This is a genomic window from Halalkalicoccus sp. NIPERK01 (assembly GCF_030287405.1).
Taxonomy (GTDB): Archaea; Halobacteriota; Halobacteria; order Halobacteriales; family Halalkalicoccaceae; genus Halalkalicoccus.
In genome coordinates, this window is record NZ_JASVVV010000003.1 from 141,448 (window position 1) to 163,766 (window position 22,319).

Annotated in this window: 25 protein-coding genes, 1 tRNA gene and 1 pseudogene; 12 read left to right on the top strand and 15 right to left on the bottom strand. The window is 66.9% G+C overall.

Features of this window, described 5'->3' with window-relative positions; all coding sequences use genetic code 11:
• Nucleotides 1–57 precede the first annotated feature (57 nt).
• From QRT08_RS10145 to QRT08_RS10160, 4 genes and pseudogenes are all read left to right on the top strand, one after another.
• Nucleotides 58–258, top strand: a pseudogene (locus QRT08_RS10145) (DUF3311 domain-containing protein); the annotation flags it as partial.
• A gap of 8 nt (nucleotides 259–266) precedes the next feature.
• Nucleotides 267–1,730, top strand: coding sequence for a sodium:solute symporter family protein (locus tag QRT08_RS10150; protein ID WP_286045831.1), 1,464 nt, complete (start codon nucleotides 267–269; stop codon nucleotides 1,728–1,730).
• 41 nt (nucleotides 1,731–1,771) lie between these two features.
• Nucleotides 1,772–1,921 carry a 50S ribosomal protein L40e gene (locus tag QRT08_RS10155; protein WP_286045832.1) on the top strand — a complete coding sequence of 50 codons (150 nt, stop codon included), beginning with the start codon at nucleotides 1,772–1,774 and terminating at the stop codon, nucleotides 1,919–1,921.
• 200 nt (nucleotides 1,922–2,121) lie between these two features.
• Nucleotides 2,122–2,206, top strand: a tRNA-Leu gene (locus tag QRT08_RS10160).
• A gap of 705 nt (nucleotides 2,207–2,911) precedes the next feature.
• Here QRT08_RS10160 and phoU read toward each other — a convergent pair.
• From phoU to QRT08_RS10185, 5 genes are read right to left on the bottom strand one after another with little or no spacing between them, the layout of a single operon-like run.
• Nucleotides 2,912–3,592 carry a phosphate signaling complex protein PhoU gene (gene phoU / locus QRT08_RS10165; protein ID WP_286045833.1) on the bottom strand — a complete coding sequence of 227 codons (681 nt, stop codon included), beginning with the start codon at nucleotides 3,590–3,592 and terminating at the stop codon, nucleotides 2,912–2,914.
• Nucleotides 3,593–3,594: 2 nt separating this feature from the next.
• Nucleotides 3,595–4,458, bottom strand: a complete 864-nt coding sequence (gene pstB, locus QRT08_RS10170) for a phosphate ABC transporter ATP-binding protein PstB (RefSeq protein ID WP_369684830.1) — start codon at nucleotides 4,456–4,458, stop codon at nucleotides 3,595–3,597.
• A gap of 11 nt (nucleotides 4,459–4,469) precedes the next feature.
• Complete coding sequence (gene pstA / locus QRT08_RS10175) at nucleotides 4,470–5,354, bottom strand: phosphate ABC transporter permease PstA (protein WP_286045835.1); 885 nt, start codon at nucleotides 5,352–5,354, stop codon at nucleotides 4,470–4,472.
• A complete protein-coding gene (pstC, locus tag QRT08_RS10180) occupies nucleotides 5,354–6,289 on the bottom strand; it encodes a phosphate ABC transporter permease subunit PstC (protein ID WP_286045836.1) in 936 nt (311 codons plus the stop codon). The genes pstA and pstC overlap by 1 nt, the downstream gene beginning before the upstream one ends.
• 58 nt (nucleotides 6,290–6,347) lie before the next feature.
• A complete protein-coding gene (locus QRT08_RS10185; RefSeq protein WP_369684831.1) occupies nucleotides 6,348–7,319 on the bottom strand; it encodes a PstS family phosphate ABC transporter substrate-binding protein in 972 nt (323 codons plus the stop codon).
• A gap of 224 nt (nucleotides 7,320–7,543) precedes the next feature.
• Between QRT08_RS10185 and QRT08_RS10190 the strand changes: the two genes are divergently transcribed.
• Nucleotides 7,544–8,542, top strand: coding sequence for a phosphate uptake regulator PhoU (locus QRT08_RS10190; protein ID WP_286045838.1), 999 nt, complete (start codon nucleotides 7,544–7,546; stop codon nucleotides 8,540–8,542).
• Nucleotides 8,543–8,595: 53 nt separating this feature from the next.
• Here the strand turns inward: QRT08_RS10190 and QRT08_RS10195 are convergent, their stop codons facing one another.
• Entirely contained in the window at nucleotides 8,596–8,967 is a 372-nt protein-coding gene (locus tag QRT08_RS10195) for a 30S ribosomal protein S8e (protein ID WP_286045839.1), read from the bottom strand.
• Between the two features lie 79 nt (nucleotides 8,968–9,046).
• Here QRT08_RS10195 and QRT08_RS10200 point away from each other — a divergent pair, with 79 nt between their 5' ends.
• Together QRT08_RS10200 and QRT08_RS10205 are read left to right on the top strand one after the other, a co-directional pair.
• Complete coding sequence (locus QRT08_RS10200; protein ID WP_286045840.1) at nucleotides 9,047–9,499, top strand: DUF2240 family protein; 453 nt, start codon at nucleotides 9,047–9,049, stop codon at nucleotides 9,497–9,499.
• A 24-nt stretch (nucleotides 9,500–9,523) separates the two neighbouring features.
• Nucleotides 9,524–9,901 (top strand): DUF7993 family protein, encoded by a 378-nt coding sequence (locus QRT08_RS10205; protein ID WP_286045841.1) that lies wholly within the window; start codon nucleotides 9,524–9,526, stop codon nucleotides 9,899–9,901.
• Here QRT08_RS10205 and QRT08_RS10210 read toward each other — a convergent pair.
• Nucleotides 9,889–10,539 (bottom strand): HAD family hydrolase, encoded by a 651-nt coding sequence (locus tag QRT08_RS10210; RefSeq protein WP_286045842.1) that lies wholly within the window; start codon nucleotides 10,537–10,539, stop codon nucleotides 9,889–9,891. The genes QRT08_RS10205 and QRT08_RS10210 overlap by 13 nt on opposite strands.
• Nucleotides 10,540–10,637: 98 nt before the next feature.
• Between QRT08_RS10210 and pyrF the strand changes: the two genes are divergently transcribed.
• A complete protein-coding gene (pyrF, locus tag QRT08_RS10215) occupies nucleotides 10,638–11,429 on the top strand; it encodes an orotidine-5'-phosphate decarboxylase (protein ID WP_286045843.1) in 792 nt (263 codons plus the stop codon).
• Between the two features lie 44 nt (nucleotides 11,430–11,473).
• Complete coding sequence (locus QRT08_RS10220) at nucleotides 11,474–12,271, top strand: inositol monophosphatase family protein (protein WP_286045844.1); 798 nt, start codon at nucleotides 11,474–11,476, stop codon at nucleotides 12,269–12,271.
• 12 nt (nucleotides 12,272–12,283) lie between these two features.
• Here QRT08_RS10220 and hisS read toward each other — a convergent pair whose 3' ends face one another.
• The 5 genes from hisS to QRT08_RS10245 form a co-directional block, all read right to left on the bottom strand.
• Nucleotides 12,284–13,582 carry a histidine--tRNA ligase gene (gene hisS / locus QRT08_RS10225; protein WP_286046230.1) on the bottom strand — a complete coding sequence of 433 codons (1,299 nt, stop codon included), beginning with the start codon at nucleotides 13,580–13,582 and terminating at the stop codon, nucleotides 12,284–12,286.
• Between the two features lie 384 nt (nucleotides 13,583–13,966).
• Nucleotides 13,967–14,827 (bottom strand): DMT family transporter, encoded by an 861-nt coding sequence (locus QRT08_RS10230; protein ID WP_286045845.1) that lies wholly within the window; start codon nucleotides 14,825–14,827, stop codon nucleotides 13,967–13,969.
• A 36-nt stretch (nucleotides 14,828–14,863) separates the two neighbouring features.
• Nucleotides 14,864–15,454, bottom strand: coding sequence for a DUF7411 family protein (locus tag QRT08_RS10235; RefSeq protein ID WP_286045846.1), 591 nt, complete (start codon nucleotides 15,452–15,454; stop codon nucleotides 14,864–14,866).
• A 6-nt stretch (nucleotides 15,455–15,460) separates the two neighbouring features.
• Complete coding sequence (locus QRT08_RS10240) at nucleotides 15,461–15,817, bottom strand: DNA-binding protein (protein WP_286045847.1); 357 nt, start codon at nucleotides 15,815–15,817, stop codon at nucleotides 15,461–15,463.
• Between the two features lie 47 nt (nucleotides 15,818–15,864).
• Entirely contained in the window at nucleotides 15,865–16,326 is a 462-nt protein-coding gene (locus QRT08_RS10245; RefSeq protein ID WP_286045848.1) for a 30S ribosomal protein S19e, read from the bottom strand.
• A gap of 88 nt (nucleotides 16,327–16,414) precedes the next feature.
• On the opposite strand from QRT08_RS10245, the gene thiL reads away from it, so the two are divergent.
• Nucleotides 16,415–17,278 (top strand): thiamine-phosphate kinase, encoded by an 864-nt coding sequence (thiL, locus tag QRT08_RS10250; protein ID WP_286045849.1) that lies wholly within the window; start codon nucleotides 16,415–16,417, stop codon nucleotides 17,276–17,278.
• Nucleotides 17,279–17,349: 71 nt separating this feature from the next.
• Here the strand turns inward: thiL and QRT08_RS10255 are convergent, their stop codons facing one another.
• The 3 genes from QRT08_RS10255 to QRT08_RS10265 form a co-directional block, all read right to left on the bottom strand.
• On the bottom strand, nucleotides 17,350–18,456 hold the full coding sequence (locus QRT08_RS10255; protein WP_286045850.1) for a site-2 protease family protein: 1,107 nt from the start codon (nucleotides 18,454–18,456) through the stop codon (nucleotides 17,350–17,352).
• Nucleotides 18,457–18,533: 77 nt separating this feature from the next.
• A complete protein-coding gene (locus tag QRT08_RS10260; protein ID WP_286045851.1) occupies nucleotides 18,534–18,782 on the bottom strand; it encodes a DUF7123 family protein in 249 nt (82 codons plus the stop codon).
• Between the two features lie 233 nt (nucleotides 18,783–19,015).
• On the bottom strand, nucleotides 19,016–19,843 hold the full coding sequence (locus tag QRT08_RS10265; RefSeq protein ID WP_286045852.1) for a molybdopterin synthase: 828 nt from the start codon (nucleotides 19,841–19,843) through the stop codon (nucleotides 19,016–19,018).
• Nucleotides 19,844–19,933: 90 nt separating this feature from the next.
• Here QRT08_RS10265 and pyrH point away from each other — a divergent pair, with 90 nt between their 5' ends.
• On the top strand, nucleotides 19,934–20,659 hold the full coding sequence (pyrH, locus tag QRT08_RS10270; RefSeq protein ID WP_286045853.1) for a UMP kinase: 726 nt from the start codon (nucleotides 19,934–19,936) through the stop codon (nucleotides 20,657–20,659).
• A complete protein-coding gene (lysS, locus tag QRT08_RS10275) occupies nucleotides 20,649–22,319 on the top strand; it encodes a lysine--tRNA ligase (protein WP_286045854.1) in 1,671 nt (556 codons plus the stop codon). The genes pyrH and lysS overlap by 11 nt, the downstream gene beginning before the upstream one ends.

Consider the following 22,319-nt stretch of genomic DNA (forward strand, 5'->3'; position numbering starts at 1 on the left):
GGGAATTTTGATTGGAATAGAAATGCTTATCGGGACTTGGTAGACAATACGACGACAATGGTTTCGACGGTCGAACGATACGGCTGGGGTGTGGCGTTCGTCGTGCTCGTCGTCTTCGCCGTGCCGTGGTTCCTATGGGGGGTATCGGACGTCGTCTGGGGGCTCCCGGTCTGGCTGTGGTGGCACGTCGGTTGGATGGGGCTGGCCTCGCTCGCGTTCTGGTCGTTCTCGCGGCGGGCGTGGGGGCTCTGGATCGAGGGGGCGCCGTGAGCCTCGCAGTTCAGCTGGGAATCGTCGTCGGCTATCTGGTTCTGGCGCTCCTGATCGGGGTCGCGGCCTATCGGCTGACGGACCGGACCGCCGAGGACTACTATCTGGCGAGCCGAACCTTCGGTACGGTCGTCCTCCTGTTTACGACGTTCGCGACCCTGCTGTCGGCGTTCACGTTCTTCGCCGGGCCCAACACCGCCTACCGGGCGGGACCCGAGTGGATCCTCGTCATGGGCGTCATGGACGGGATAATCTTCGCCGTCCTCTGGTATCTGGTGGGGTACAAACAGTGGCTCGTCGGGCGCGAGCACGGCTACCTCACGCTCGGGGAGATGCTCGGGGACCGATTCGGGTCGGATGGTTTGAGAGCGCTGGTCGCCGGGATCAGCCTCTTTTGGCTCTTCCCGTACGTGATGCTCCAGCAGATGGGCGCGGGCACCGCGCTCGCGGCGCTGACGGACGGCGCGGTGCCCTACTGGGCCGGCGCGGGGCTGATCACGCTGTTCATGATCGTCTACGTCGTGCTCGCGGGGATGCGCGGGGTCGCCTGGACCGACACGCTCCAGGGCGCGTTCATGCTCGTGACCGTCTGGGCGGCCCTCCTGTGGATCCTCGCCGTCGCCGGCGGCCCGTCGGCGGCGACCGCCGAACTCGTCGGCGTCGCCCCCGAGTTCACGGCACTGGGCGGCGACTTCTACACCCCGGCGTTCGTCGTCACACAGGCCGTCAGCATCGCCTTTGGGGTGGCGATGTTCCCCCAAGTGAATCAGCGCTTCTTCGTCGCCCGGTCGAGGACGGTGCTCAAGCGGACTTTCGCGCTCTGGCCCGTGCTCGTGCTCGCGCTGTTCGTCCCCGCGTTCATGCTCGGGGCGTGGGCCCGCGGGCTCGGGATCGAGGCCGCTCCGGGCGCGAACGTCCTGCCCCTGCTTCTCGCGGAGTACACCCCGGTCTGGTTCGCCGCGCTCGTGATCGCGGGGGCGGTCGCCGCGATGATGTCCTCCTCGGATTCGATGCTGCTGTCGGGGTCGTCGTACTTCACCCGCGACATCTACCGCCCGTTCGTCAACCCCGCCGCGTCGGAACGACGCGAGGACCTGTTGGGACGGGTGGGCGTCGCCGTCTTCGCCACCGGGGCGTTCCTCGCGAGCCTCCTCCGGCCCGGAACCCTGTTGGAGGTCGGCGCGACGGCCTTCGGCGGGTTCGCCCAGCTCGCGCTCCCGGTGATCGTCGCGCTCTACTGGACCGGGACGACCAGAACGGGGATCGCCGCCGGCATCGTCGGCAGTCAGGCGTTCTATCTGGCGAGCGTCTTCCTCCCGTTCGTGCCGACCGCCTACTGGGGGTGGGGCGCGTCGCTGTTCGGGATGGCGCTCGGACTCGCCCTGACCCTCGGCGTCTCGCGGGTCACGACGCCCGCCGCGGGCGAGCGACGGGCGATCTACTTCGAGTTCGCGGACTGACGGGAGAGAAGCCTTAACTACGCCGGGAGAAAAACGGGGGTATGGCTTCATTCGACACCGCGGAGCGTCGGACTCTGCACAAACAGATCTGCATGAAGTGCAACGCGCGCAACCCACAGGACGCCGAGCGCTGCCGGAAGTGTGGGTACGGAAACCTCCGGCCCAAGGCCACGGAACGACGCTCCGTCTAAACACGGACCTTTCGTACGGACCGTTTTCATCGTCGGGTGTGCTCACTTCGTTCGCACACCGCTCCTCGAAAAATCTCCTCCAAAAAGCCGGACTCGCTTCGCTCGTCCGGTCCGCTACCGCCGTGGTTCTGTGGAAGAAATTGAAAACCGTAGTTCCGGACCGAAACGCACTTTTGAGCGACGGAGAGAGAACAGTACGCGCGAGGGTGGCTGAGCATGGCCAAAAGTGGCGGGCTTAAGACCCGCTCCCGTAGGGGTTCGAGGGTTCAAATCCCTTCCCTCGCATAACTGCCGCTCGTGAGTTTGTTCGCGGCAGTTCTCGAATAATGTATTAAAGTAGCCGGGGACGCACAGCGAAGCGAGCATTTCCCGCCGTAATTTAAATAGTAATAATATTCCTAGGAGTATGTCTGTTGTAGCCGTTATCAGCTATTTACCCGCTGAGTTCCAGAAGAAATTCAATTAAAAGCCCACTGAGTGTCAATAATGCACCATACCATTGGCTGACGGTACTACGTACCAGTGCCTGCATCTGATGGTCGGGACCGTCGAAAGTTTTAGTTATATGAGACTGTACTCTACCTAATCCATTTATTATATGATAAAATATAATAGCTGCTCCGGACAATGTCAACAAAGAACCATACGCCTTCCGTGAAAACCTAAGAAAACATACGAATACTATACTCAGAAATGGCGTGAGAAAATACAACCGTTTAACGAATACATCTTCAAACTCACTAATCAGATCTTCGGATATTTTTAAGGAGGTTGTGTTAACCACGACCCACTCAATTATTGTTCTGAATTTATCCATTGTATATAAAAACACAACAGTACTAATTAGTATTAATATCCCAATTCCTCCGTTGATTATGTAGTGGACCGCGAGCGCTCCGCGCTCGCGGCTTTTTGGAGGAGATTTTTCGAGGAGTGATGCCCGCAGCACGCCGGAGGCGTGCGAGGACACCCGACGATGAAAAAGGTCCGCTAGAAGAGCAGTTCGTCGTCGTTCTCGACCATGTAGAGGGTGCGCGCGGAGATATTTACCGCATGATCGCCGACGCGTTCGAGGTCCCGGATCGTCAGCAGCAGGCGCGAGACGTCCTGGAGCATCTCCTCGACCTCCTCCTCGTCGGTGCCGTCGCCGAGTTCCGTCTCGATCAGGTCCCGGACGACCACCTCGCTCGCGCGCTCACAGCGCTCGTCCAACTCGTCGTCGCGCTCCGCGATCTCGTAGCAGGCCCCGACGTCCTCCTCGGCGTAGGCGGTCAGCGCCGCCTCGATCATCTCGAGGGTCATCGCCCCGATTCCCTGGACGTCCACGTCGGGGAACAGGTCGCGGGTGGCCTGTTTGGTGTACTTCCCGAGGTTGGTCGCGAGGTCCGCGATCCGTTCGAGGTCGGTGATGATCTTGAACGAGGCGGCGATGAACCGGAGGTCGCCCGCGACCGGCTGTTGGAGCGCGATCAGGTCCGTACACTCGCGCTCGAGTTCGAGGTACATCTCGTTGACCTCGGCGTCGCGGGTGATGACCTCCTCGGCCAGCTCCTCGTCCTTGTCCTCGAGCGCCGCGAGCCCCATGCGCAGGCGTTCCTGGACCACCTCGCCCATATACAGTACGTCCTCGCGCAACTCGTCGAGCTTCTGTTGGTATTCCTTCCGAGCCATTCTTATCCGAACTTACCCGTGATGTAGTCTTCAACCCGTTGGTTCTCGGGGTTTTCGAAGATGCGGTTGGTGTCGCCGAACTCGACGAGCTCCCCACCGGTCAAGAAGACGGCGGTCTTATCCGAAATTCGTGCCGCCTGCTGCATGTTGTGCGTGACGATCACCACCGTGTAATCCCGGGCGAGTTCCTCGATCAGGTCCTCGATCTGGCTGGTCGCGACCGGGTCCAGCGCGCTCGCGGGCTCGTCCATCAGGATGACTTCGGGGTCGGGCGCGATCGCCCGCGCGATACACAACCGCTGTTGCTGGCCGCCCGAGAGGTCCAGCCCGGAGGACTCGAGTTTGTCCTTGACTTCGTCCCAGAGCGCCGCGCGTTTGAGCGCGGTCTCGATCGCCTCGTCGGTGACCGTCTCACCCTGGACCTTCAGCCCGTAGGCGACGTTCTCGCGGATGGATTTGGGGAACGGGTTGGGTTTCTGGAAGACCATGCCGATCCTCCGTCGGAGGGCGACGGGGTCGACGTCCTCGTCGTAGACGTTCTTGCCGCGAAACAGGAGTTCGCCCTCGACATGGGCGACGTCGATCAGATCGTTCATGCGGTTGATCGAGCGCAGGAACGTGGATTTGCCACAGCCGGAGGGGCCGATGATCGCCGTGACCTGTTTTTCGGGGATCTCCATCGTGGTGGGCTGGAGGGCCTGTTCGTCGCCGTAGTAGACGGCCAGATCCCGGCTCTCGACGACGGTTCGTGCCGTCGAGGAGTCCTCCCGCGTGCTCGACTGTGCCTGTGCCTCCGAGAATCCGCCGGGATCCGGACTCGCCGAGGCGGTCGTTCCGTCGCTTTCGTCCGGATCCGATGTCGTCATGTCTCGTGTCATTATGAGCGTTCCGTCTGATACTTGTTGCGGATGAGTATCGCGATCGAGTTGATCGAGAGCAGTACCACCAGCAGCGTCACGACGCCCGCCGAGACCACGCCGTACTGGAAGGCCGTGTCGGGGTAGCTCGACCAGGTGTAGATCTGCATCGGCATCGCGCTGAACTTCGCGAAGAGGCCGTCGGGTACGCCGAACACCGTCGTCGGAACGCCGATCATGATCAGCGGCGCGGTCTCGCCGATCGCCCGCCCGAGCGCGAGGATCGTCCCGGTCATGATCCCCGGTAGCGACCGGGGCAGGACGACGTTCCGGATCGTCTGGCGCTTGGTCGCGCCCATCCCGTAGGAGGCCTGCCGCAGGGAGTCCGGCACCGACCGGATCGCCTCCTGTGCGGAGATGATGACGATCGGCAGGATCAGCAGCGACACCGTGAACGCGGCGACCAGCAGGGTGCCGTACCCGAAACTGAGCAGCTGGACGAACAGCCCCAGCCCCAACAGTCCGTAGACCACCGAGGGAACCCCCGCGAGGTTCGCGATGTTGAGCTGGATGAACCGCGTCAGGCGGCCGTCCGAGGCGTACTCCTCGAGGTAGATCGCCGCGCCCACGCCGAGCGGGAACGTGACCAGCGCGATCAGCAGCATCAGGACGATCGACCCGACGAGCGCCGGGAACAGCCCCGCCTCCTCGGGGAGCGGATGGGGCGGGCTCGTGAGGAACTGCCAGTCGAGCCAGCCGACGGCGTCGACGGTGACGTACGCCAGCAACACCCCGAGCGTGACGACGCCGAACAGCGCCGCCGCCAGCGTCACGTACTTGAACACCCCGTCCTTCCACCGGCTGACCTCGCCGAAGTCGGTTCGTGTTTCGGTTTCGGCGGCCATTATCGGTACTCCTCCCGGTAGCGCGAGGCCACCCACTCGCTTATCAGGTTCATGGCGAAGGTGATGACGAACAGCGTCAATCCGACCGCGAAGAGGCTCCGGTAGGCCAGCGACTGGCCGGTCACGTCGCTCGCGCCCAACTGGACCATCGCGGCGGTCATCGTCTGGATCGAGTCGAGGAAGATCCCCGCCGGATCCGTGAGATCGACCAGCCGCGGCGTGTTGCCCGCCGCGATGGTGACCGCCATCGTCTCGCCGATCGCGCGGCTGAGCGCGAGGATGTACGAGGAGGCGATCCCCGAGACCGACGCGGGGACGACGACGCTCGTCGAGACCGTAAATCGCGTCGCGCCCAGCCCATACCCCGCCTCCCGAAGCGAGTCGGGCACCGAACTCATCGCGTCCTCGCTGATCGAGGAGACCATCGGGATGATCATGATGCCGACGATGATCGAGGCGGAAAGCGCGTTGAACGTGCTGATCGTCGGGAAGACGACGCTCAGCGCGGGCGTGACGTACACCAGCGCGAAGTAGCCATACACCACGGTCGGCACGCCCGCGAGCACCTCGATCGCGGGTTTCAGCACCGACCGGGCGCGGTCGCTCGCGTACTCCGCGAGGTAGATCGCCGTCAGCAGTCCGACCGGCAGCGCGATCGCCGCGGCGCCGAAGGTGATGACGAGCGTCCCGGTGACCAGCGGGAGCACGCCGAAGCTGACGGGCTCGTTCGCCGGGCTCCACGTCGTCCCGGTCAGGAACGCGATCGGGGAGACCTCCGCGAAGAACGTGAGCGCGTCCGAAAGCAGCGTCACGACGATGGCGAGGGTCGTGAGGATCGACAGCAACGCACAGACGAAAAAGACCGCCCGATAGGCGAACTCGCGGGTGTTCTGCCCGCTCCGCCGCGAGAGGTCGGGGGCCGTCGTGTCGCTCATCGCCGCGTCACCTCCGGCCGTGGTCGATACGCCCGGTCGGCCGTCGTCTCGAACCCGGTCATGCGACGTCCTCCAGTGCCGCGTCGAGGCGTTCTAGGTCCTCGTCGCGTTCCTCCTCGGTGATCGGGACGTACCCGACGTCGGCGACGAGGTCGGTCGCCGCCTTCTCGATGAAGTACCGGACGAACTTCTCGACGGCGGGGTTCGAGAGCGACCCCTTCGCGGCGTACGTGAACAGCGGCCGCGAGAGCGGCTGGTACTCGCCGGCCTGGGCCGTCTCGAGGCTCGGCTCGACGCAGCCCTCGCCGCCGTCGACGGCCAGCGCCTTGATCGCGTCCGGGTTCTCGCTGTAGTACGAGAAGCCGAAATACCCCATCGCGTACGGCGACCCCCGGACGCCCCGGACGATGGTCCGGTCCTTCTCGGTGCCCGCGTAGTCGTTGCGGTGGTTCGCGTCCTCGCCGATGACGGTCTCGCGGAAGTAATCGAAGGTGCCGCTGACCGTGTCGGCCCCGTAGAGGTCGAACTCCTCGTCGGGCCAGTCCTCGCGGACGTCGCTCCAGCGCTCGGCCCCGTCCGCCCGCCAGATCTGCCGGAGTTCGTCGATCGTCACGCAGTCGACCCAGTCGGCCTCCGGGTTCACGACCACGGTCAGCGCGTCCGTTCCGACGGTGAACTCGATCGGCTCGACCCCGTTGGTGCTACACTGGGTCCGTTCGTCCTCCTCGATGGGCCGGCTGGCGTTGTTGAGGTCCGTCATCCCCGGACAGAAGAAGTTCGAGAACCCGCCGCCGCTGCCGGTCTGACTGACCGAGACGTTGATGTCCGGGTTCTCCTGGACGAAGTCCGATGCGATCGCCTCCGCGATCGGGAAGACGGTGCTGCTCCCGGCGATGTTCACCTCTTCGGGCTCGTCGCTCGCCACCCGTGTGCATCCGGCGAGTCCGATCGCGCCCGACGCTCCCATCGCCGCCAAAAGATCGCGCCTAGAGACGGAGCGTGTCGGCCACCCCGATGTGTCTCTCGACATCACCGGAACGTGACCGTCTGAGGACTAAATACCCTTCTATGAGTACTATATAGAGGACAATATTCGAGCCCGCTTCGGGCTCGATCCCCAACCGAGTTCGAGGTCTCCGATGACGACCGGTCGCTCCCGACGGAGCCCCGCGTTCGACGCCGGTCCCGAGCGGCGGCGGACGTGTGCTATATATTCATAGCCAGATTTACCTTCCCCGGCGGAGACGGTCGGGTATGGACACCCGAAAGGTCCAGGTGACCGGCGGTTCGACCTTCACCGTCTCGATCCCGAAGGAGTGGGCGACGGCCAACGGCGTCGAGGCGGGGACCGAGGTCGCGTTCTACCCCGACGGCGACTCCCTGTTGCTCTCGCCGCGTGGGGGCGACGAGGTCGTCGAGGGGACCCTCGACATCGGCGACCTCCGCGGCCGGGACCTCACGCGTGCGGTCGTGACGATGTACGTCAGTGGGTTCGACGTCGTCCGCCTCGAAACGGGACAGGTCACCGCCGACCAGCGCCGTAGCGTTCGGGACGCCACGCAGGGGCTCGTCGGTTTCGAGGTCGTCGAGGAGACGGGCGAGCACGTCGTCCTCCAGGACCTGCTCGACTCGGGACAGCTCTCGGTCCACAACGCCGTCACGCGGATGCGGATGATCGCGACCACGATGCTCGCCGACGCCGTCCGCGCGCTGCTCGAGGACGACGACGAACTGGCGGCCGACGTGATCGAGCGCGACGACGACGTCGACCGCCTGTGGTTCATGGTCTCGCGGGTGTTCCGTTCGACCCTCCGGAACCCGGGAGCGGCGGCCGAGATCGGGTTGGGACGGGAGGCGTGTTTCGACTACCACTCCAGCGCCCGCCAGCTAGAGCGGATCGCCGACCACTCCACGAAGATCGCGACCATCGCGCTCGACCTCGGAGAGATCCCCGAGGACGTCGCCGGGGCGCTCGTCGAACTCCACGAGGACGCTATCGCGGTCGTCGAGCGGGCGATGGACGCCTTTCTCGAAGGGGACAGTTCGCGGGCGACCCGGCTGGCGAACCAGGCCCGCGAGGACGTCGAGGCGATCGACGAACACACCCGCAGCGCCGACGAGCGGATCAGGAACCTCGACGACGCCCACCAGGCGCAGTTCCTCGGACTCGTCGTCGACTCGCTTTCCCGGACCGCGGACTACGGCGGCAACATCGCCGAGACGGCGCTCCAGAAGGCCGCGCCGCGGCCGTAGTCCCGGTTCGGACTCGCCGGTAGCACACGGAAAACGGGCCGGGAATCGGTCGGTTACTCCTCGAGGACGGCGTTGACCTGCCCGTCCTGGCCGGGCCGGGAGGTGACGCGGGCGGTCCCCTCGGAGGTGTCGAGAAGCGCGCCCTTCGTGATGATGTTCCGGCGGACGTAGTTGGGGTTGGCGGGGTTCTCGATCACGTCCTCGATCTCGGCGCTCTTGACCTCGCCGCCGGCGGAGACGCTCGCGACGTTCGTGGCGATCGCGCGGACCTTCCGGTTGCCCCCGCGGGCGTCGACGGTCTTGAACTTCTTCTCGCCCACCTGGGTCTCGGTGGGGCCGCGCCCGAGCTGGTGTTTCTTCCGCTTCGCCATCGGGCGCAGTCGCCCGCCGGTGCGCTTTCGCGTCGAACGGCCGTGATCGTTCATGGCCGGAAGGAGTGGCGGTGGCTACTAAAAGGGATCGCATCCGAACCGTTTAGGGTTCGGCCGCGAGCACTCCCGAGCGATGAGTCTCCGGGTCGCCGTCGCCGCGCCGTTTCGGGGGGCGGGCACGCGCACGATGGAGGAGAGTCGTTTCGTCGTCTCGCTCTCGCTGGATCGGGACTGGTTCTCGCCGGACCAGGCCAAGCGCCTGATCGACGTGGCCGTGAGCGAGGGGCTGCTCTCGCGGACCGACGGGGGCCTCGAAGCCACCTTCGCCGTCGAGGACGTCGAGATTCCCGAGGAGTTCGTCCCCGATGAGGACCTCCTCGTCCGGCGCTCGCCGTTCGAGCGCGTCCTCGAACGGATCGTCGCCGGCGGCGTCGACAAGCGGACCGCCGTCGCGCGGATCAACGAACTGCAGGGGGAGCTGGGGGTCACGATCGAGGTCGCGGCGGTCGTCTTCGCCCGCCGGAAGGGGATCGACGTCTCGGCGGAGGTCCCGGCGGTCCGCGGGACGCTGAACCGGGAGGACTAATCCCGAGGCGGAGGTAGCGTCCCCATGGTCGAGGAACGGCTGACCGACGGAACGCGGATCGCCCGGTTGCTCGCCAGCGAGGTCGACGGTCGGACCGACGGCGAACTGGCGGCCCTCGCGGTGACCGAGGCGAACCCCGACGTCGAACCGACGGCCGACGGCGCGTTCGCCTACGCGATCGCGGCCGCCGGCGAGCGTCTGGCCGGCGTGTACGTCCATCCGGACCGGGCACACGTCGAGTTCTCGGCGAGCCACGAGGAAGCCGTGGCGGGCGCCGAATCGGCGGGGTTGCGGGTGCGTCCGAAGGCGACCCGCCCCCCGAGGACGCTCGTGTTCGTCGAGGACGGCGCGGAGGTAAAGCGGGCGGTGTCGGTGCTCGAACGGGCGGTTCAGTCGAACTGAGCGACCAGATCGGGGAGGTCGCTCACGAGGTCGGCCCGGTCGACGTGGGCGTCCGCCCGCGGATCGGGGCCGGGCCCGTCCGGGTACAGCACCTGGACGACGGCCATGCCGATCCCGGTCGCGCCCGCGACGTCGGTCTCGACGCCGTCGCCGACGTAGACCGCCTCCTCGGGATCGACCCCGAGCGCATCGAGGATCGCCTCGAACGCCCCCGGATGGGGTTTCCCCTCCTCGAGTTCGCCGGTGATGACCGCCGCGTCGAACAGCCCCTCCCAGCCGAGCGTCCGCAGTTTGTCGCGCTGGGCGACGACCGGTCCGTTGGTCAGCAGGCCGACCGCGTACCGATCCTGGAGGGTCGTGATCAGCGATTCGGCCCCCTCGATCGGCGTGAGGCTGTCGGCGATCGCGTTTCGATACGCCTCCGCGAGCGCCTCGCCGTCGCCCCCGTCGAGCAGGTCCGAGAAGATCGGCCCGCGCGTCTCGTGGGCGTGTGCGCGCTGGTGGGCCTCGCCGTAGGTCTCCCGGGAGACCGCGGGAACGCCGACCGCGTCGGAGGCCTCCGCAAGCAGGGTCGACCGGTCGCGCGACACCACCGCGAGGGTGTAATCAAGGTCGAACACGACCGCTCTGAGTGCCATACCCCTCCTTGGCGCCCCCGGCATTTGAGCCTATAGCATCGTTCGGGGCCTCGCGGCCGAACGGGAACGTTGTAGTCCGCGCCCCGCGATGGGGGGACATGGACTTCTTCGAACGACTCCGCGAGCGGATCGACGAGCGCGACTCGGTCGTCTGCGTCGGCCTCGATCCCGACCCCGATCGGCTCCCCGAGCACCTCCGCGAACACGACCTCCCGCGGTGGGCGTTCAACCGCCGGATCATCGACGCGACCCATCCCCATGCCGCCGCCTACAAGCCCAACGCCGCCTTCTACGAGGATCCAGAGGGGTGGCGCACGCTCACGGAGACGATCGCCTACGCCCACGGGAAGGACGTGCCGGTCATCCTCGACGCCAAACGCGCCGACATCGGCAATACGGCGAGACAGTACGCGAAACTCCTCGACCGCGCCGACGCCATCACCGCGAACCCCTACATGGGGCGGGATTCGCTCGAACCGTTCCTCTCGAACGCCGGGAAGGGCGTGTTCGTGCTCTGCCGGACCTCGAATCCCGGCGGCGCGGACCTCCAGGACCTCGAACTCGCCTCCGGCGAGGCCGTCTACGAGCGGGTCGCCGCGCTCTGTGACCTGTGGAACGCGAACGACAACGTCGGCCTCGTGGTCGGCGCGACCGCGCCCGAGGAGCTAGAGGAGCTTCGCGAGCAGGTCCCCGACCTTCCCTTCCTCGTGCCCGGCGTCGGATCGCAGGGCGGGGACGCGGAGGCCGCCATCGAGTTCGGCCTCGCCGGCGGGGTGGGCCTGGTCAACTCCTCGCGGAGCATCATCTTTGCAGGAGAGGGCGAGGACTTCGCGAAGGCCGCGGGCGAGGCGGCCAAACGCCTCAAACGGCGGTTGAACCGGTATCGGTAGCCTCGACTCCCACCCTTATGTGACTCGACGGCCCCCGTACGCCCATGGACGATCTGGCAACGAGGGCCGCGGTCGCCGAACGCGCCGCCCGCGCCGGCGGCGACCTCGCGATGTCGGAGTTCCGAACCGACATCGCCGTCGAGACCAAAGAGGACAAGACCGACGTGGTGACGCAGGCCGATCGGGACGCACAATCGAGAGCCATCGAGGTCATCCGCGAGGAGTTCCCGAGCGACGCGATCGTCGGCGAGGAAGAGGACGCGCTGAAGGAGGTCCCCGAAGAGGGGCCGGCGTGGGTGATCGACCCGATCGACGGCACCAGCAATTTTGTACGATCGATCCCGATCTGGGCGACGAGCGTCGCCGCGACGGTCGACGGCGAACCCGTCGCCGCGACCAACGCGATGCCCGCGATCGACGACTACTACGTGGCCGACGCTGATGAAACGCGCCTGAACGGCGAACCCGTGGACGTTAGCGACCGGACGGACCCCGAGGCCTGCACGGTGGCGCCGACGTTGTGGTGGGACTTCGACCAGCGCGAGGCGTTCGCCCGGGTCGTCCGGGGGGTCGTCGAGCGCTTCGGCGACGTGCGCCGGTTCGGCTGTGCGCAGGCCACGCTCTCGCTCGTCGCCGACGGCGGCCTCGACGGGGCGCTGAGCGACGTCCGCCCGAACCCGTGGGACACCGTCGCTGGCGTCCACCTCCTGCGCAACGCGGGCGGCGAGGCGACGGACGTCGCGGGCGAACGCTGGCGCCACGACAGCCGCGGGCTCGTGGTGTCGAACGGCCACGTCCACGGGGCGGTCCTCGACGCGGTCCGGTCCGTTACCGAGCGGTAGGTCGGGAACGGGCTACGCGAGGTCGTCGTAGGTCGGCCGCTCTGACTCGCCGGGGAACGACTCGACGGGGGTCGTCGTCTGGTCCCCCGAGCGCATGTCCTTGACGGTGATCTCGCCGGTTTCGAGGTCGCGCTCGCCGACGATCACGACCGTCTCGGCGTCGATCCCGTCGGCGTAGTTCATCTGCGCGCCGAAGCTCCGGTCCGAGAGGTCGGTCTCGACGCGGTGGCCCCGCTCGCGCAACTCGCGGGCGACGCGGGCCGCGACCGGGCGGGTGTCGCCCACAGAGAGGACGTAGTAGTCGGTCCGGAACGCCCCGGCGGGTCGGGCGTCCGCCCGGTCCAACAGGAGCGAGAGCGTCTCGTGGCCGACGGCGAACCCCACCGCGGGCGTGGGCTGGCCGCCGAACCCCTCGATCAGGTCGTCGTAGCGGCCGCCGCCGAAGACGGATCGACTCACCTCGCCCGCCGAGTCGAAACACTCGAAGACGACGCCCGTGTAGTAATCCAGCCCGCGGGCGGTCTCCAGCGAGATCGTACAGTGCTCGCGCGCGCCGAAGTCCTCGGCGGCCTCGAGGACGGCTTCGAGGTTTCCGACCGCCGCCTCGACCCGGTCGGTCCCCGCGAACTCGGCGAGTTCCCCGAGGTCGTCCGTCGAGAGCAGCGCGTCGAACTGCTCGGCCTGCGCGTTCGAGAGGCCGGCGTCGCTCAGCAGGCCGTAGTACTCCCCTTCCTCGATCTTCTCGCGCTTGTCGACCGCGCGGATCGCCTCGCGGGTATCGACCGTCGCGTCGAACGCCTCGAGAAGCCCCCCGAGGATGTCGCGGTGCGAGACGCGGAACTCGAACTCCTCGCCCGTGAGCCCCAATCCCGTGAGCGCGTCGGCACAGTACGCGAGGACCTCGGCGTCGGCCTCGGGTTCGGCGGAGCCGAAGACGTCGACGTTGGTCTGGTAGAACTCGCGAAAGCGCCCCTGCTGGACCTGTTCGTAGCGCCAGAACGGCCTGGTGGAAAACCACTTGATCGGCTTCGAGAGCTCCTGTTGTTTGGCGACGACCATCCGCGCCGCCGTCGGGGTGAGTTCGGGCGTCATCGCCACGTCGCGCCCGCCCTGGTCGGTGAAGTGGTAGAGTTCGTCGGTGATCTCCTCGCCGCTCTTCTCGACGTACATCCGCGTTCGCTCTAAGGCGGGCGTGCCGATCTCCCGGAAGCCGTAGCGCCGGGCGGTCTCCTCTAACTGCTCGGTCACCGCGCGGCGCGCGCGCATCTCCTCGGGGTAGAAGTCGCGAAACCCCTTGATCCGCTTGTACATGTCCCCGGGTTTGGGGGTGAGGCGCTTCAACTAATCGGTAGCGCGGAGTCCCCTTCCTCAAGCGTTCACGAGACGCAAAGCGTCTCGTTAGCCAATCAGAACGCTTCGCGTTCTGATGACGCGAGTGAAGCGAGCGGTAGGAAGGAGCGCGTTCGCATAGCTGGACATTCCAGTTACATATAACCAGTCACGAAGCCACATTGAAGCCGAAGAGCGGATTCACCGCCTACCCTGACGGGTTCGAGGTCGAGTTCACGGACAAGCCCCATCACCAGAAGTCAGCGACTTCGGGTTAGCAACCAGAACTCAAAGAGTTCTGGCAACACCCTCAACACGCCTTCGGCGTGTGGGGTGGGGCAGTTGACTCCTCTCACTTGCCGCCGCTCACAGCGCGATCAGCCCCACCCCAACCACGGCGAGCATCGCGGCGATCAACCGGGTGCGAAACGCCGCCTCGTGGAGGAAAAGCCCCCCGAGGACGACGGCGACGATCGCCTGCGTGTTGATGACCGGCGAGGCGATGCTCGCGGGTACGAGCGAGAACGCGAGCGCCGTGAGGTGTTCCGAGACCGCGACCAGCGTCCCCGCCGCGAGGAACTTCGGCCAGTCCCCGCCGATCCCGTCCCACGTCCGGGCGGCGTGTGGCGAGAGGACCAGCGCCATCCCGCCCAGGAGGCCGAGGACGAGCAGTTCCGGGGGGAGCGCGAGTTCCTGAAGCGTGATCCGCCGGCCCACGTCGCCGACGGCGTACAGCGCCGCGCTGAGCAGCGCGAACCCGGCCGCACGCGACCCGAGCGCGTGACGAATCGGGTCCAGAAGCGACCCGCCGGTGAAGTTCGCGACGTAGACCGCGAGCGTCGCGAGCGCCACCCCCGAGATCTGGAGGGCGGTGAGATGCTCGCCGAGGAGGACGATCTCGATCGGCAGGACGAAAACGGGCACGATCTTGCTGATCGGCGCGACGTAGGATATCTCGCCGGTCTCGATCGCCCGGATGAACGCCATGAACGCCAGCGCGTTGGAGACGACGACGACCGCGAGCCCCGGCGCGCCGGCGACGAGCGCTCCGAGGGCGCCCCGGGGAACGCGCACGAGTGCGACCGGCGTGTACAGCGCGATGGCGACCGCGTGGACGACCACGATGATGACCCCCGCGGAGTACTCCGAAAAGAAGCGCTTGAGCGCGACGAGATAGCCACCCCAGAGCAGGGCGGCGAGAATGCTTGCGAGTAGACCGAGGTCCATACGCACGGGTCGCCGCTGGCCGCCATGAACGGTTCGCTATCGAAAGTCGGTGACGTGGCTCTGTTCGTGATCGGGAAAGACCGCCGAGACGGCCGCCCGCCCCTCGCGCTCGGCGAGCAGCGCGCGGAGTTCGGCCTCGTAGTCGGCCCGTGGGACCGACTCGCTGGGTCCCGACTCGACGTCGAGTCGGGCGTCGACGAGCTGGTCGACCGCCCCGCGACCGAACCCCGAGAGGGGCGCGACGTAGTCGACGCCGTGGCGGTCCTCCAGGCTCTGGGCCTGCGCCCGCGGGACCGTCGGGACCCGGTCGTCGCGCCGGGTGCCATCGGCGACCGCCGAGAACCCCTCGCCCGCGAGTTCTTCCAGGGCGTGCGTGTGGACCTCCTGGATGGCGTTTCGGGGGGAGCCGTCGGCGATCATCCGGTCGACGGCCGCCTCCGCGACGGCCGGATCGAGGTCGAGCGTCCGGAAGTCGAAGCCGGCGGCTTCGGCCGTCCGCCGGGCGTGGTTCCAGTCGTCGGTGATCCCGAAGGTCGCGGTGACGAGGGTGACGGTGTAGAACGGATCGAGCAACAGCGCCGCGAGCGAGGAGTCCTTGCCGGCGCTGTACAGCAGCCCGAGGTCCATATCGCCTCAGCGCCGCTTGATGTCGAAGCTCTTCTGCTCGGGCGTGAGTTCCTGCAACAGCGCTTTCATCTTCTGTTCGTCGATCTTGCCCTGAATCCGGCCGCTCTGGGCGAGCGCGAGCACCTGGCGTTCGACCTGCTCCGCGAAGTCGGGCTTGCTCATGCGCACGGAGTTGAGCCGCTTTCTGGCCCCGTCGGTGAGGTGCTGGCGGAGCATCGCCTTCTTCTGGGCGTCGGCCTGCTGTTGGGCCTGTTGTTGGGCCTCCTCCGATCCCTCGCCACCGCCCTGCTGTTGGTCCTGTAGCTGTTCGAGCTTCTTCTGTCTGAGCTCCTCCAGTCGCTCGTCGTCCGGGCGTTCGCTCATGTGTAGGTGTTCCGACGCGGGCGACAAAACGATTACGGAGCGCTGACTCAGGCGTAGCGTTCGAGTTCGGGACGCTCGGCTGCGATCTCGGCGAGCACCTCGCCGGCGGTCTCGTCAAGCAGGCTGCGGCCCTCGGCGGTCAGCACGCGGCCCGCGTCGCCCTGCTGGGAGACGAGCCCCTCGTCCTCGAGCTGCTGGAGGATCGTCCGGATGAGGTTGTCGCTGGCGTCGGTCTGTTTCGGCGGGGCGACCGTGTATCGGTTCGAGCCGCGCTTCGCGCTGCCGTAGTGGGTCGCGAGGCGCTCGACCCCGACGGGGCCGTCGACGGCGACCTTTCGAAGCAGGCTCGCCGCACGGACCGTCCAGAAGTCCTCGCGTTCGGGCGGGAGCTCGCGGCTCGCGCCGGTCTTCGCGTAGGCGGCCCACTCCGGCTGGTCGATGCGGTCGTCGAGTCGGTCCGAGAGCGCCTCGATGAGCTCGTCGGCCGGAACGTCGTAGAGCGTCGTCATTGGCCGCAGTTCGGCGCTGGCGTGTTTAAAAGCATCGTTGTCACGATTCGACCGGGCCGTTTTTGCGCCCATCGACGGATGGACGGGTATGGACGAACGCGCCGCCCTCCGGATGCTCTCGGGGGCGCTCTCGCACGCCGGCGACGACGCCGCCGTGGTCGGGGACCTGCTGGTGACGACCGACATGCTCCACGAGACGACCGACTTCCCCGCGGGGACGACGCGATACACCGCCGGCTGGCGGGCCGTCGGGGCCTCCCTGTCGGACGTGGCGGCGATGGGCGGCGAGGCCACGGCGGCAGTTGCGGTCTACGCCGCCCCCGAATTCAGGGAAGAGGAGATCCGCGGGTTCGTCGCGGGCGCGAGCGCGGTCTGTGACCTCGTCGGCGGGGCGTACGTCGGCGGCGACCTCGACACCCACGGGGAGTTCACCGTCGCCACGACGGTCGTCGGCGCCTGTGTGGAACCGGTGTATCGCTCGGGGGCGCGGCCCGGCGAGGCGGTCTGCGTTACCGGCACCCTCGGGCGCAGCGCCGCGGCCCTCGAACTGTTCCGGGACGGCGAGCGCGACCGGGCGAACGACCTCTTCCGGTTCGAGCCGCGGGTCGGCGCCGGGCGCGCGCTCGCGCCCCACGCGAGCGCAATGATGGATTCGAGCGACGGCCTCGCCAGGTCGTTACACCAACTCGCCGAGGCGAGCGACTGCGGGTTTTCGATCGAGAGCGACGCGATCCCCGTCGACGGGGCGGCACGGGAGGTGGCGGACGACCCCCTTGAGACGGCCCTCTTCTTCGGCGAGGACTTCGAACTCGTGTTCACGCTCCCGAAGACGGAGCTATCGACGGTCGAATCGGCCTCGCCGACGCCGATCACGGTCGTCGGCGAGGTGAGAAAGGCGGGCGTCGAGATGGACGGCGAGGCGCTCGCGGACAGGGGGTTCACCCACGGCTGATACGGGCGGTATTTGGAGAGTCTCCCCACCTCGTAGCGGCGAGGATCCGTAACGACGTACGGCCGACGGTATCAGCCGACGACCTGGATCGGGACCGGCGTGAAACACAGCAGTCCGAGGACGATGGTGAGCACGCCGATGGCGATCCGTTTCGGCCCGAGTTCGCGGTCGTCGATCGGGGTCGCGGAGCCGACGAAGGAGAACACGAGCGCGAGAAAGCCCCAGAACGCCCAGATGAACGCGGCGTCGCCGGGGACGTCGCGGACGTAGTGGAGGTAGCCCGCCAGCGAGAAGAGCGCGAGGGGGACGAACGCGGCGATCCGCTCGGATTCCTCGCCGAGGATCGCCCGCAGGACGTGGCCGCCGTCGAGTTGGCCGACCGGGATCATGTTCAGGAAGGTGACGAACATCCCGACCCAGCCGCCGATCACGACCGGGTTGACCGACGTAGCGGGGTCCTCGTATCGGAGGGGTTGATCGACGAGCCACGCGAGTGCCTCGAGCAGGGGCGGGTAGCCGAGTTCGATCTGGACGGCGTTGGGATCCCCGAGCAGGCTCGCGGGAGCGGTCACGGGCGGGAGGTGGAGTCCGATCACGGTGACGACGACGGTCGCGACCAGCCCCGCCAGCGGACCCGCGACCCCGATGTCGAACAGCGCCTTCCGACTCGGGATCTGGCCTTTCATCTTGATCACCGCCCCCATCGTCCCGATCAGGGTCGGGATCGGGATGAAGTACGGCAGCGAGGCGCTGACCCGGTGATGCCTGCTCAGAACGTAGTGGCCGAGTTCGTGAACGCCGAGGACGCCCATGATCGCGATCGTGAAGGGCCACGCGTGGACGACCTCGGGCGAGAAGGGATCGAGGTGGTACCAGAGCGATCCCGCGAAGAGCGTCGAGACGACCGTCGCGACGAACAGGACGACGTTCGTCCACGGGACGCCGTCGACGCCGAGGTCGATCGGTTCGGCGACGAGCACCCACTCGCCGTACTCGCGGGTCAGGCGGACCTCGTAGCCGCGCTCGCGGAACACGGGCCAGAGCTCCTGCATCACGGTGCGACCGTCGGTCCGGGGCGTACCGTAGTACCGGAGGACGTCGCCGTCGGTTTCCGACTCGTAGACGAAGAACACGTCCTCGACGTCGGCGACCGGGGGTTCGGTCGGGGCCTCGCTCATCGTCCCTGGGTTGGGCCCCCGCCGATATAAGGGTTCGACGAGGCGACTGGGAGGGCAGCGCCAGCGGGGTGTTCAGTTCATGCGACCGGGGTCACGCGCCACGTCGTGGCACTCGTGTACGACCACTTCTCGATCCGGAGGTCCTCCGCGGAATCGCTGAGCTTGACCATCAGCGCGCCGATCTCCTTCGCGGAGAGGCCGACGTCGTCGGCGATGAACTTGCTCTTGAAGTAGAGTTCGCCGCCGGCCGCACGCTGATTAAGGTATTGTTTAAGCCGCGCTTCCTTCGATTCCTGGGTCATGGAGGGCTGGGTGGTGGTGCTCATCGTCTTCCTCGCCAGTTCTTTAACGCCCATATAATGTTATAAGTAGAGGATGTTTAGGGTCGGTTCTACCCCCTTCACGGAAAATCATACTAAAAACAACCTTTCAAAAAGCTTCTAGACCGGTCAAGACGTTTTATTACGACTTCTACGGGCTCCGTTTGGTAGTAGGGAGTGGAGACATACAAACCTGTCGTTTTCCGTCCGAGGCGGCGTTCCGAATCGTTTCGAGGGTCTCAGACCCGGGTGTGGACCCAGAACTCCTCGTCGGCCGTCACCTCCTTCTTGAAGATCGGGACCTCGTCTTTGAGGCGGTCGATGCCGTCCTCGACGGTCCGGAAGGCCTCCTCACGGTGGCCCGCGAGCACGACGACGAAGACGATGTCCGCGCCCGACTCGATGACGCCGGTCCGGTGGTGCATCAGCACCTCGTAGACGCCCTCGCGCGCCTCTAGCTCCTCTCGGATCGTCGCGAGACGCCGCTCGGCGACCCCCTCGTAGGTCTCGAACTCGAGGAACTCGGTCGGGGCGTCCTCGACGCCGTCCCTCTCGCGGACGCGTCCGGTGAAGGTGGCGATCGCGCCCGCCCGATCCGCCCAGTCCGAGTCCTTCGCGCGCCGGACGAGCGCGTCGAGCGTCACGTAGGGCTCGGTCGATTCGAGTGCTTCGATCACGGCCCCGGTGTCGATCCCGTCGGCGTCCTCGGCGGTCGCGACCGTCTCGCCGCGGTGGTCCCGACCGCCGAGGGCGACCTGTGGGATCGCCGCGTCGGCGAACCCCTCGACGAGGGCGTAGTCGTGGCTTGACGCGAGTTCGTCGAGCGTTTCCGCGAGCGTCCGGTCGACCCCGGCTGCGAACCACTCCCCGTCGGCCAGCCCGTACGTGGTCGCCGCGCCGGCCTCGCGGTGTCGGTCGGTGTCGGTTCCGGCGGTGTCGATCGTCGGGGACTCGCCCAGCCGTTTGACCGCGGCGACGCGTCCGCGCTCGGCGAGGCGGGCCGCGAGTGATTCGACCAGACGGGTCTTTCCGCTGTCGGAGGGGCCGACGATCCCGAGTACGTACATGCCCGCAGACAGGGGCGGTCCGGCCTTGTACGTGTCGCCGCCGGGAGTTGACAATCCTTAAGCCGGGGACGGGGCTACCCGATTGCAAGCATGAACGTGGTCGTTTCTATCGGTGGCAGCGTTCTCGCGCCGGATCTCGGTGCGAACCGGGTCGCCGAGCACGCCGCCGTGATCCGGGACCTCGCGGACGACGGCTGTTCGGTCGGCGCGGTCGTCGGCGGTGGGGGGATCGCACGCGAGTACATCTCCACCGGTCGCGAACTCGGGGCGAACGAGATCGAACTCGACACCATCGGGATCGACGTCACCCGACTCAACGGCCGGCTGTTGATCGCCGCGCTCGGCGAGGCGGTCGTTCCCGCCCCGATCGAGACCTACGAGGAGGCCGGTGAGGTGCTGCGAAACGGCGACGTCTGCGTGATGGGCGGGGTCGCGCCGGCACAGACGACCGACGCCGTCAGCGCCGCCCTCGCGGAGTACACCAACGCCGACCTGCTGGTGTACGCGACGAGCGTCCCCGGCGTGTTCGACGCCGACCCGAACGAGGACCCCGACGCCGAGCGGTTCGAACGAATCACCGCCGGCGAACTGGTCGACGTCATCGCCGACATCGAGATGACCGCCGGCTCCTCGGCACCCGTCGACCTGCTCGCGGCGAAGATCATCCAGCGCTCGGGGATGCGCACGATCGTCCTTGACGGCACCGAACCGGAACGGGTCGCGAGCGCGGTCAGGTACGGCGACCACGACGGGACCGACGTCGTTCCCGAGGGCGTCGGCGACGAACCCACCTACTGGGCCGAGGATGAGCGATAACGCCGACGCGGACGCCGATCCCTACGCGATTCACGGGGATGGAGACGACGGCGAGCGCGGCTACGTCTTCTGGGCCGACGAGGTCGCGAACCGGATCGAGGACCGCGACCCGGACGACCCGATCGTCATCAAGGGCGGTATCTCCCCGTCGGGAGTCCCACACATCGGCAACGTCAACGAGATCATGCGGGGCTACTTCGTCGCGGAGGTCCTCAGGGAGCGGGGTCACGAGGTCCGCCAGGTCTTTACGGCCGACGACAAGGACCGCCTTCGAGGGCTGCCCCGCAAACTCGCGGATCTGGAGGGGAACATCGTCGACCTCGGGGACGTGAACGCCGGGGCGCTCGGGCGAAACCTGGGAAAGCCCTACACCGCGATCCCCGACCCCTTCGGGTGCTGTGACTCCTACGGCGACCACTTCTCGCGGCTCATCCAACGAAGCGCCGATCTCTTGGGGGTGCCCATCGAGATCGTCTCGAACACCGAGATGTACGCCGAGGGCGCGTTCGAGGAGCCCACGAGATACCTGCTCGAGAACCGCGAACGCGCCCGCGAGGTCCTCGCGGAGTATCAGGACGGCGTCGACGAGTCGTACGTCCCCTTCCTCGCCGAGTGTTCCGAGTGCGGCCACCTGACCGACCGGATCACCGGTGTGGACCTCGGTTCCGGTACCGTCGAGTACGAGTGTGTCGACGTCGAGGCCGGCGAGCAGGTCATCGAGGGCTGTGGCCACGAGGGGACCGCGGGTCTCCGCGACGGAAAGCTCCCGTGGCGCTTCGAGTGGGTCGCCCAGTGGCGGGTTCTGGGCGTCGATTTCGAGCCGTTCGGCAAGGACCACGCAGAGGGGTCGTGGCCCAGCGGCGTCGATATAGCTCGGTCGGTCTTCGGGTTCGAGCCGCCGATCCCGATGGTCTACGAGTGGTTCACCCTCGACGGCGAGGCCTTCTCCTCCTCGGCGGGCAACGTCATGCTCGTCTCCGAGGTGCTCGACCTGATCGAACCCGAAGTTCTCAGGTACTTCTTCGCGAAGGATCCCGGCCGCGCGCGAGACTTCAACGTCGAACGGATCGACCTCCTCGTCGACGAGTTCGATAGGCTGGAGCGGATCTACCTCGGCGAGGAGGACGCCGACGAACGCGAACGCGCGCGCGCCGAGCGGGTCTATCCCCTCTGCGTCGACGAGGTTCGCGACGATCGGATCCGTCTGCCCTACACCTTCGCCGCGGTGCTCGGGATGACCGACGATCCGGAACTCCGTACGGAGATCGCCCGCCGCGAGGGGCACGTCCCCGAGGACGCCCCCGGCCGGGCGATCGAGAACGCCCTCGCGCGCGTCGAACTGGCGCGGAACTGGGCCCGCGAGACCGGAAACGAGTACGACTACGACCTGAAGCGATCCGAGTTGCCCGACGTGGTGGTCGACGAGAACACGGCGCGGGCGCTCTCGGAACTCGCCGACTTCGTCGAGGCGGGCCACTCCCCCGGGGAGATCCAGGGCGAGATCTACGAGGCCGCGAAGCGAAACGACGTCCCCGTCGGCGACCTCTTCACGACGGGCTATCGTCTCTTCTTCGATCAGGAGCAGGGACCCAAACTCGGGCAGTTCCTGGGACAGATCGACCGCGAATTCGTCCTCGCGCGGCTTCGCCGCGAGCGCTGA

Excerpts from the sequence above, each read along its gene's own strand:
- QRT08_RS10155 (WP_286045832.1), top strand. The coding sequence starts at position 1,772 with ATGGCTTCATTCGACACCGCGGAGCGTCGGACTCTGCACAAACAGATC.
- phoU (WP_286045833.1), bottom strand. The coding sequence starts at position 3,592 with ATGGCTCGGAAGGAATACCAACAGAAGCTCGACGAGTTGCGCGAGGAC.
- pstB (WP_369684830.1), bottom strand. The coding sequence starts at position 4,458 with ATGACGACATCGGATCCGGACGAAAGCGACGGAACGACCGCCTCGGCG.
- pstA (WP_286045835.1), bottom strand. The coding sequence starts at position 5,354 with ATGGCCGCCGAAACCGAAACACGAACCGACTTCGGCGAGGTCAGCCGG.
- pstC (WP_286045836.1), bottom strand. The coding sequence starts at position 6,289 with ATGAGCGACACGACGGCCCCCGACCTCTCGCGGCGGAGCGGGCAGAAC.
- QRT08_RS10185 (WP_369684831.1), bottom strand. The coding sequence starts at position 7,319 with ATGTCGAGAGACACATCGGGGTGGCCGACACGCTCCGTCTCTAGGCGC.
- QRT08_RS10190 (WP_286045838.1), top strand. The coding sequence starts at position 7,544 with ATGGACACCCGAAAGGTCCAGGTGACCGGCGGTTCGACCTTCACCGTC.
- QRT08_RS10195 (WP_286045839.1), bottom strand. The coding sequence starts at position 8,967 with ATGAACGATCACGGCCGTTCGACGCGAAAGCGCACCGGCGGGCGACTG.
- QRT08_RS10200 (WP_286045840.1), top strand. The coding sequence starts at position 9,047 with ATGAGTCTCCGGGTCGCCGTCGCCGCGCCGTTTCGGGGGGCGGGCACG.
- QRT08_RS10205 (WP_286045841.1), top strand. The coding sequence starts at position 9,524 with ATGGTCGAGGAACGGCTGACCGACGGAACGCGGATCGCCCGGTTGCTC.
- QRT08_RS10210 (WP_286045842.1), bottom strand. The coding sequence starts at position 10,539 with ATGGCACTCAGAGCGGTCGTGTTCGACCTTGATTACACCCTCGCGGTG.
- pyrF (WP_286045843.1), top strand. The coding sequence starts at position 10,638 with ATGGACTTCTTCGAACGACTCCGCGAGCGGATCGACGAGCGCGACTCG.
- QRT08_RS10220 (WP_286045844.1), top strand. The coding sequence starts at position 11,474 with ATGGACGATCTGGCAACGAGGGCCGCGGTCGCCGAACGCGCCGCCCGC.
- hisS (WP_286046230.1), bottom strand. The coding sequence starts at position 13,582 with ATGTACAAGCGGATCAAGGGGTTTCGCGACTTCTACCCCGAGGAGATG.
- QRT08_RS10230 (WP_286045845.1), bottom strand. The coding sequence starts at position 14,827 with ATGGACCTCGGTCTACTCGCAAGCATTCTCGCCGCCCTGCTCTGGGGT.
- QRT08_RS10235 (WP_286045846.1), bottom strand. The coding sequence starts at position 15,454 with ATGGACCTCGGGCTGCTGTACAGCGCCGGCAAGGACTCCTCGCTCGCG.
- QRT08_RS10240 (WP_286045847.1), bottom strand. The coding sequence starts at position 15,817 with ATGAGCGAACGCCCGGACGACGAGCGACTGGAGGAGCTCAGACAGAAG.
- QRT08_RS10245 (WP_286045848.1), bottom strand. The coding sequence starts at position 16,326 with ATGACGACGCTCTACGACGTTCCGGCCGACGAGCTCATCGAGGCGCTC.
- thiL (WP_286045849.1), top strand. The coding sequence starts at position 16,415 with ATGGACGAACGCGCCGCCCTCCGGATGCTCTCGGGGGCGCTCTCGCAC.
- QRT08_RS10255 (WP_286045850.1), bottom strand. The coding sequence starts at position 18,456 with ATGAGCGAGGCCCCGACCGAACCCCCGGTCGCCGACGTCGAGGACGTG.
- QRT08_RS10260 (WP_286045851.1), bottom strand. The coding sequence starts at position 18,782 with ATGAGCACCACCACCCAGCCCTCCATGACCCAGGAATCGAAGGAAGCG.
- QRT08_RS10265 (WP_286045852.1), bottom strand. The coding sequence starts at position 19,843 with ATGTACGTACTCGGGATCGTCGGCCCCTCCGACAGCGGAAAGACCCGT.
- pyrH (WP_286045853.1), top strand. The coding sequence starts at position 19,934 with ATGAACGTGGTCGTTTCTATCGGTGGCAGCGTTCTCGCGCCGGATCTC.
- lysS (WP_286045854.1), top strand. The coding sequence starts at position 20,649 with ATGAGCGATAACGCCGACGCGGACGCCGATCCCTACGCGATTCACGGG.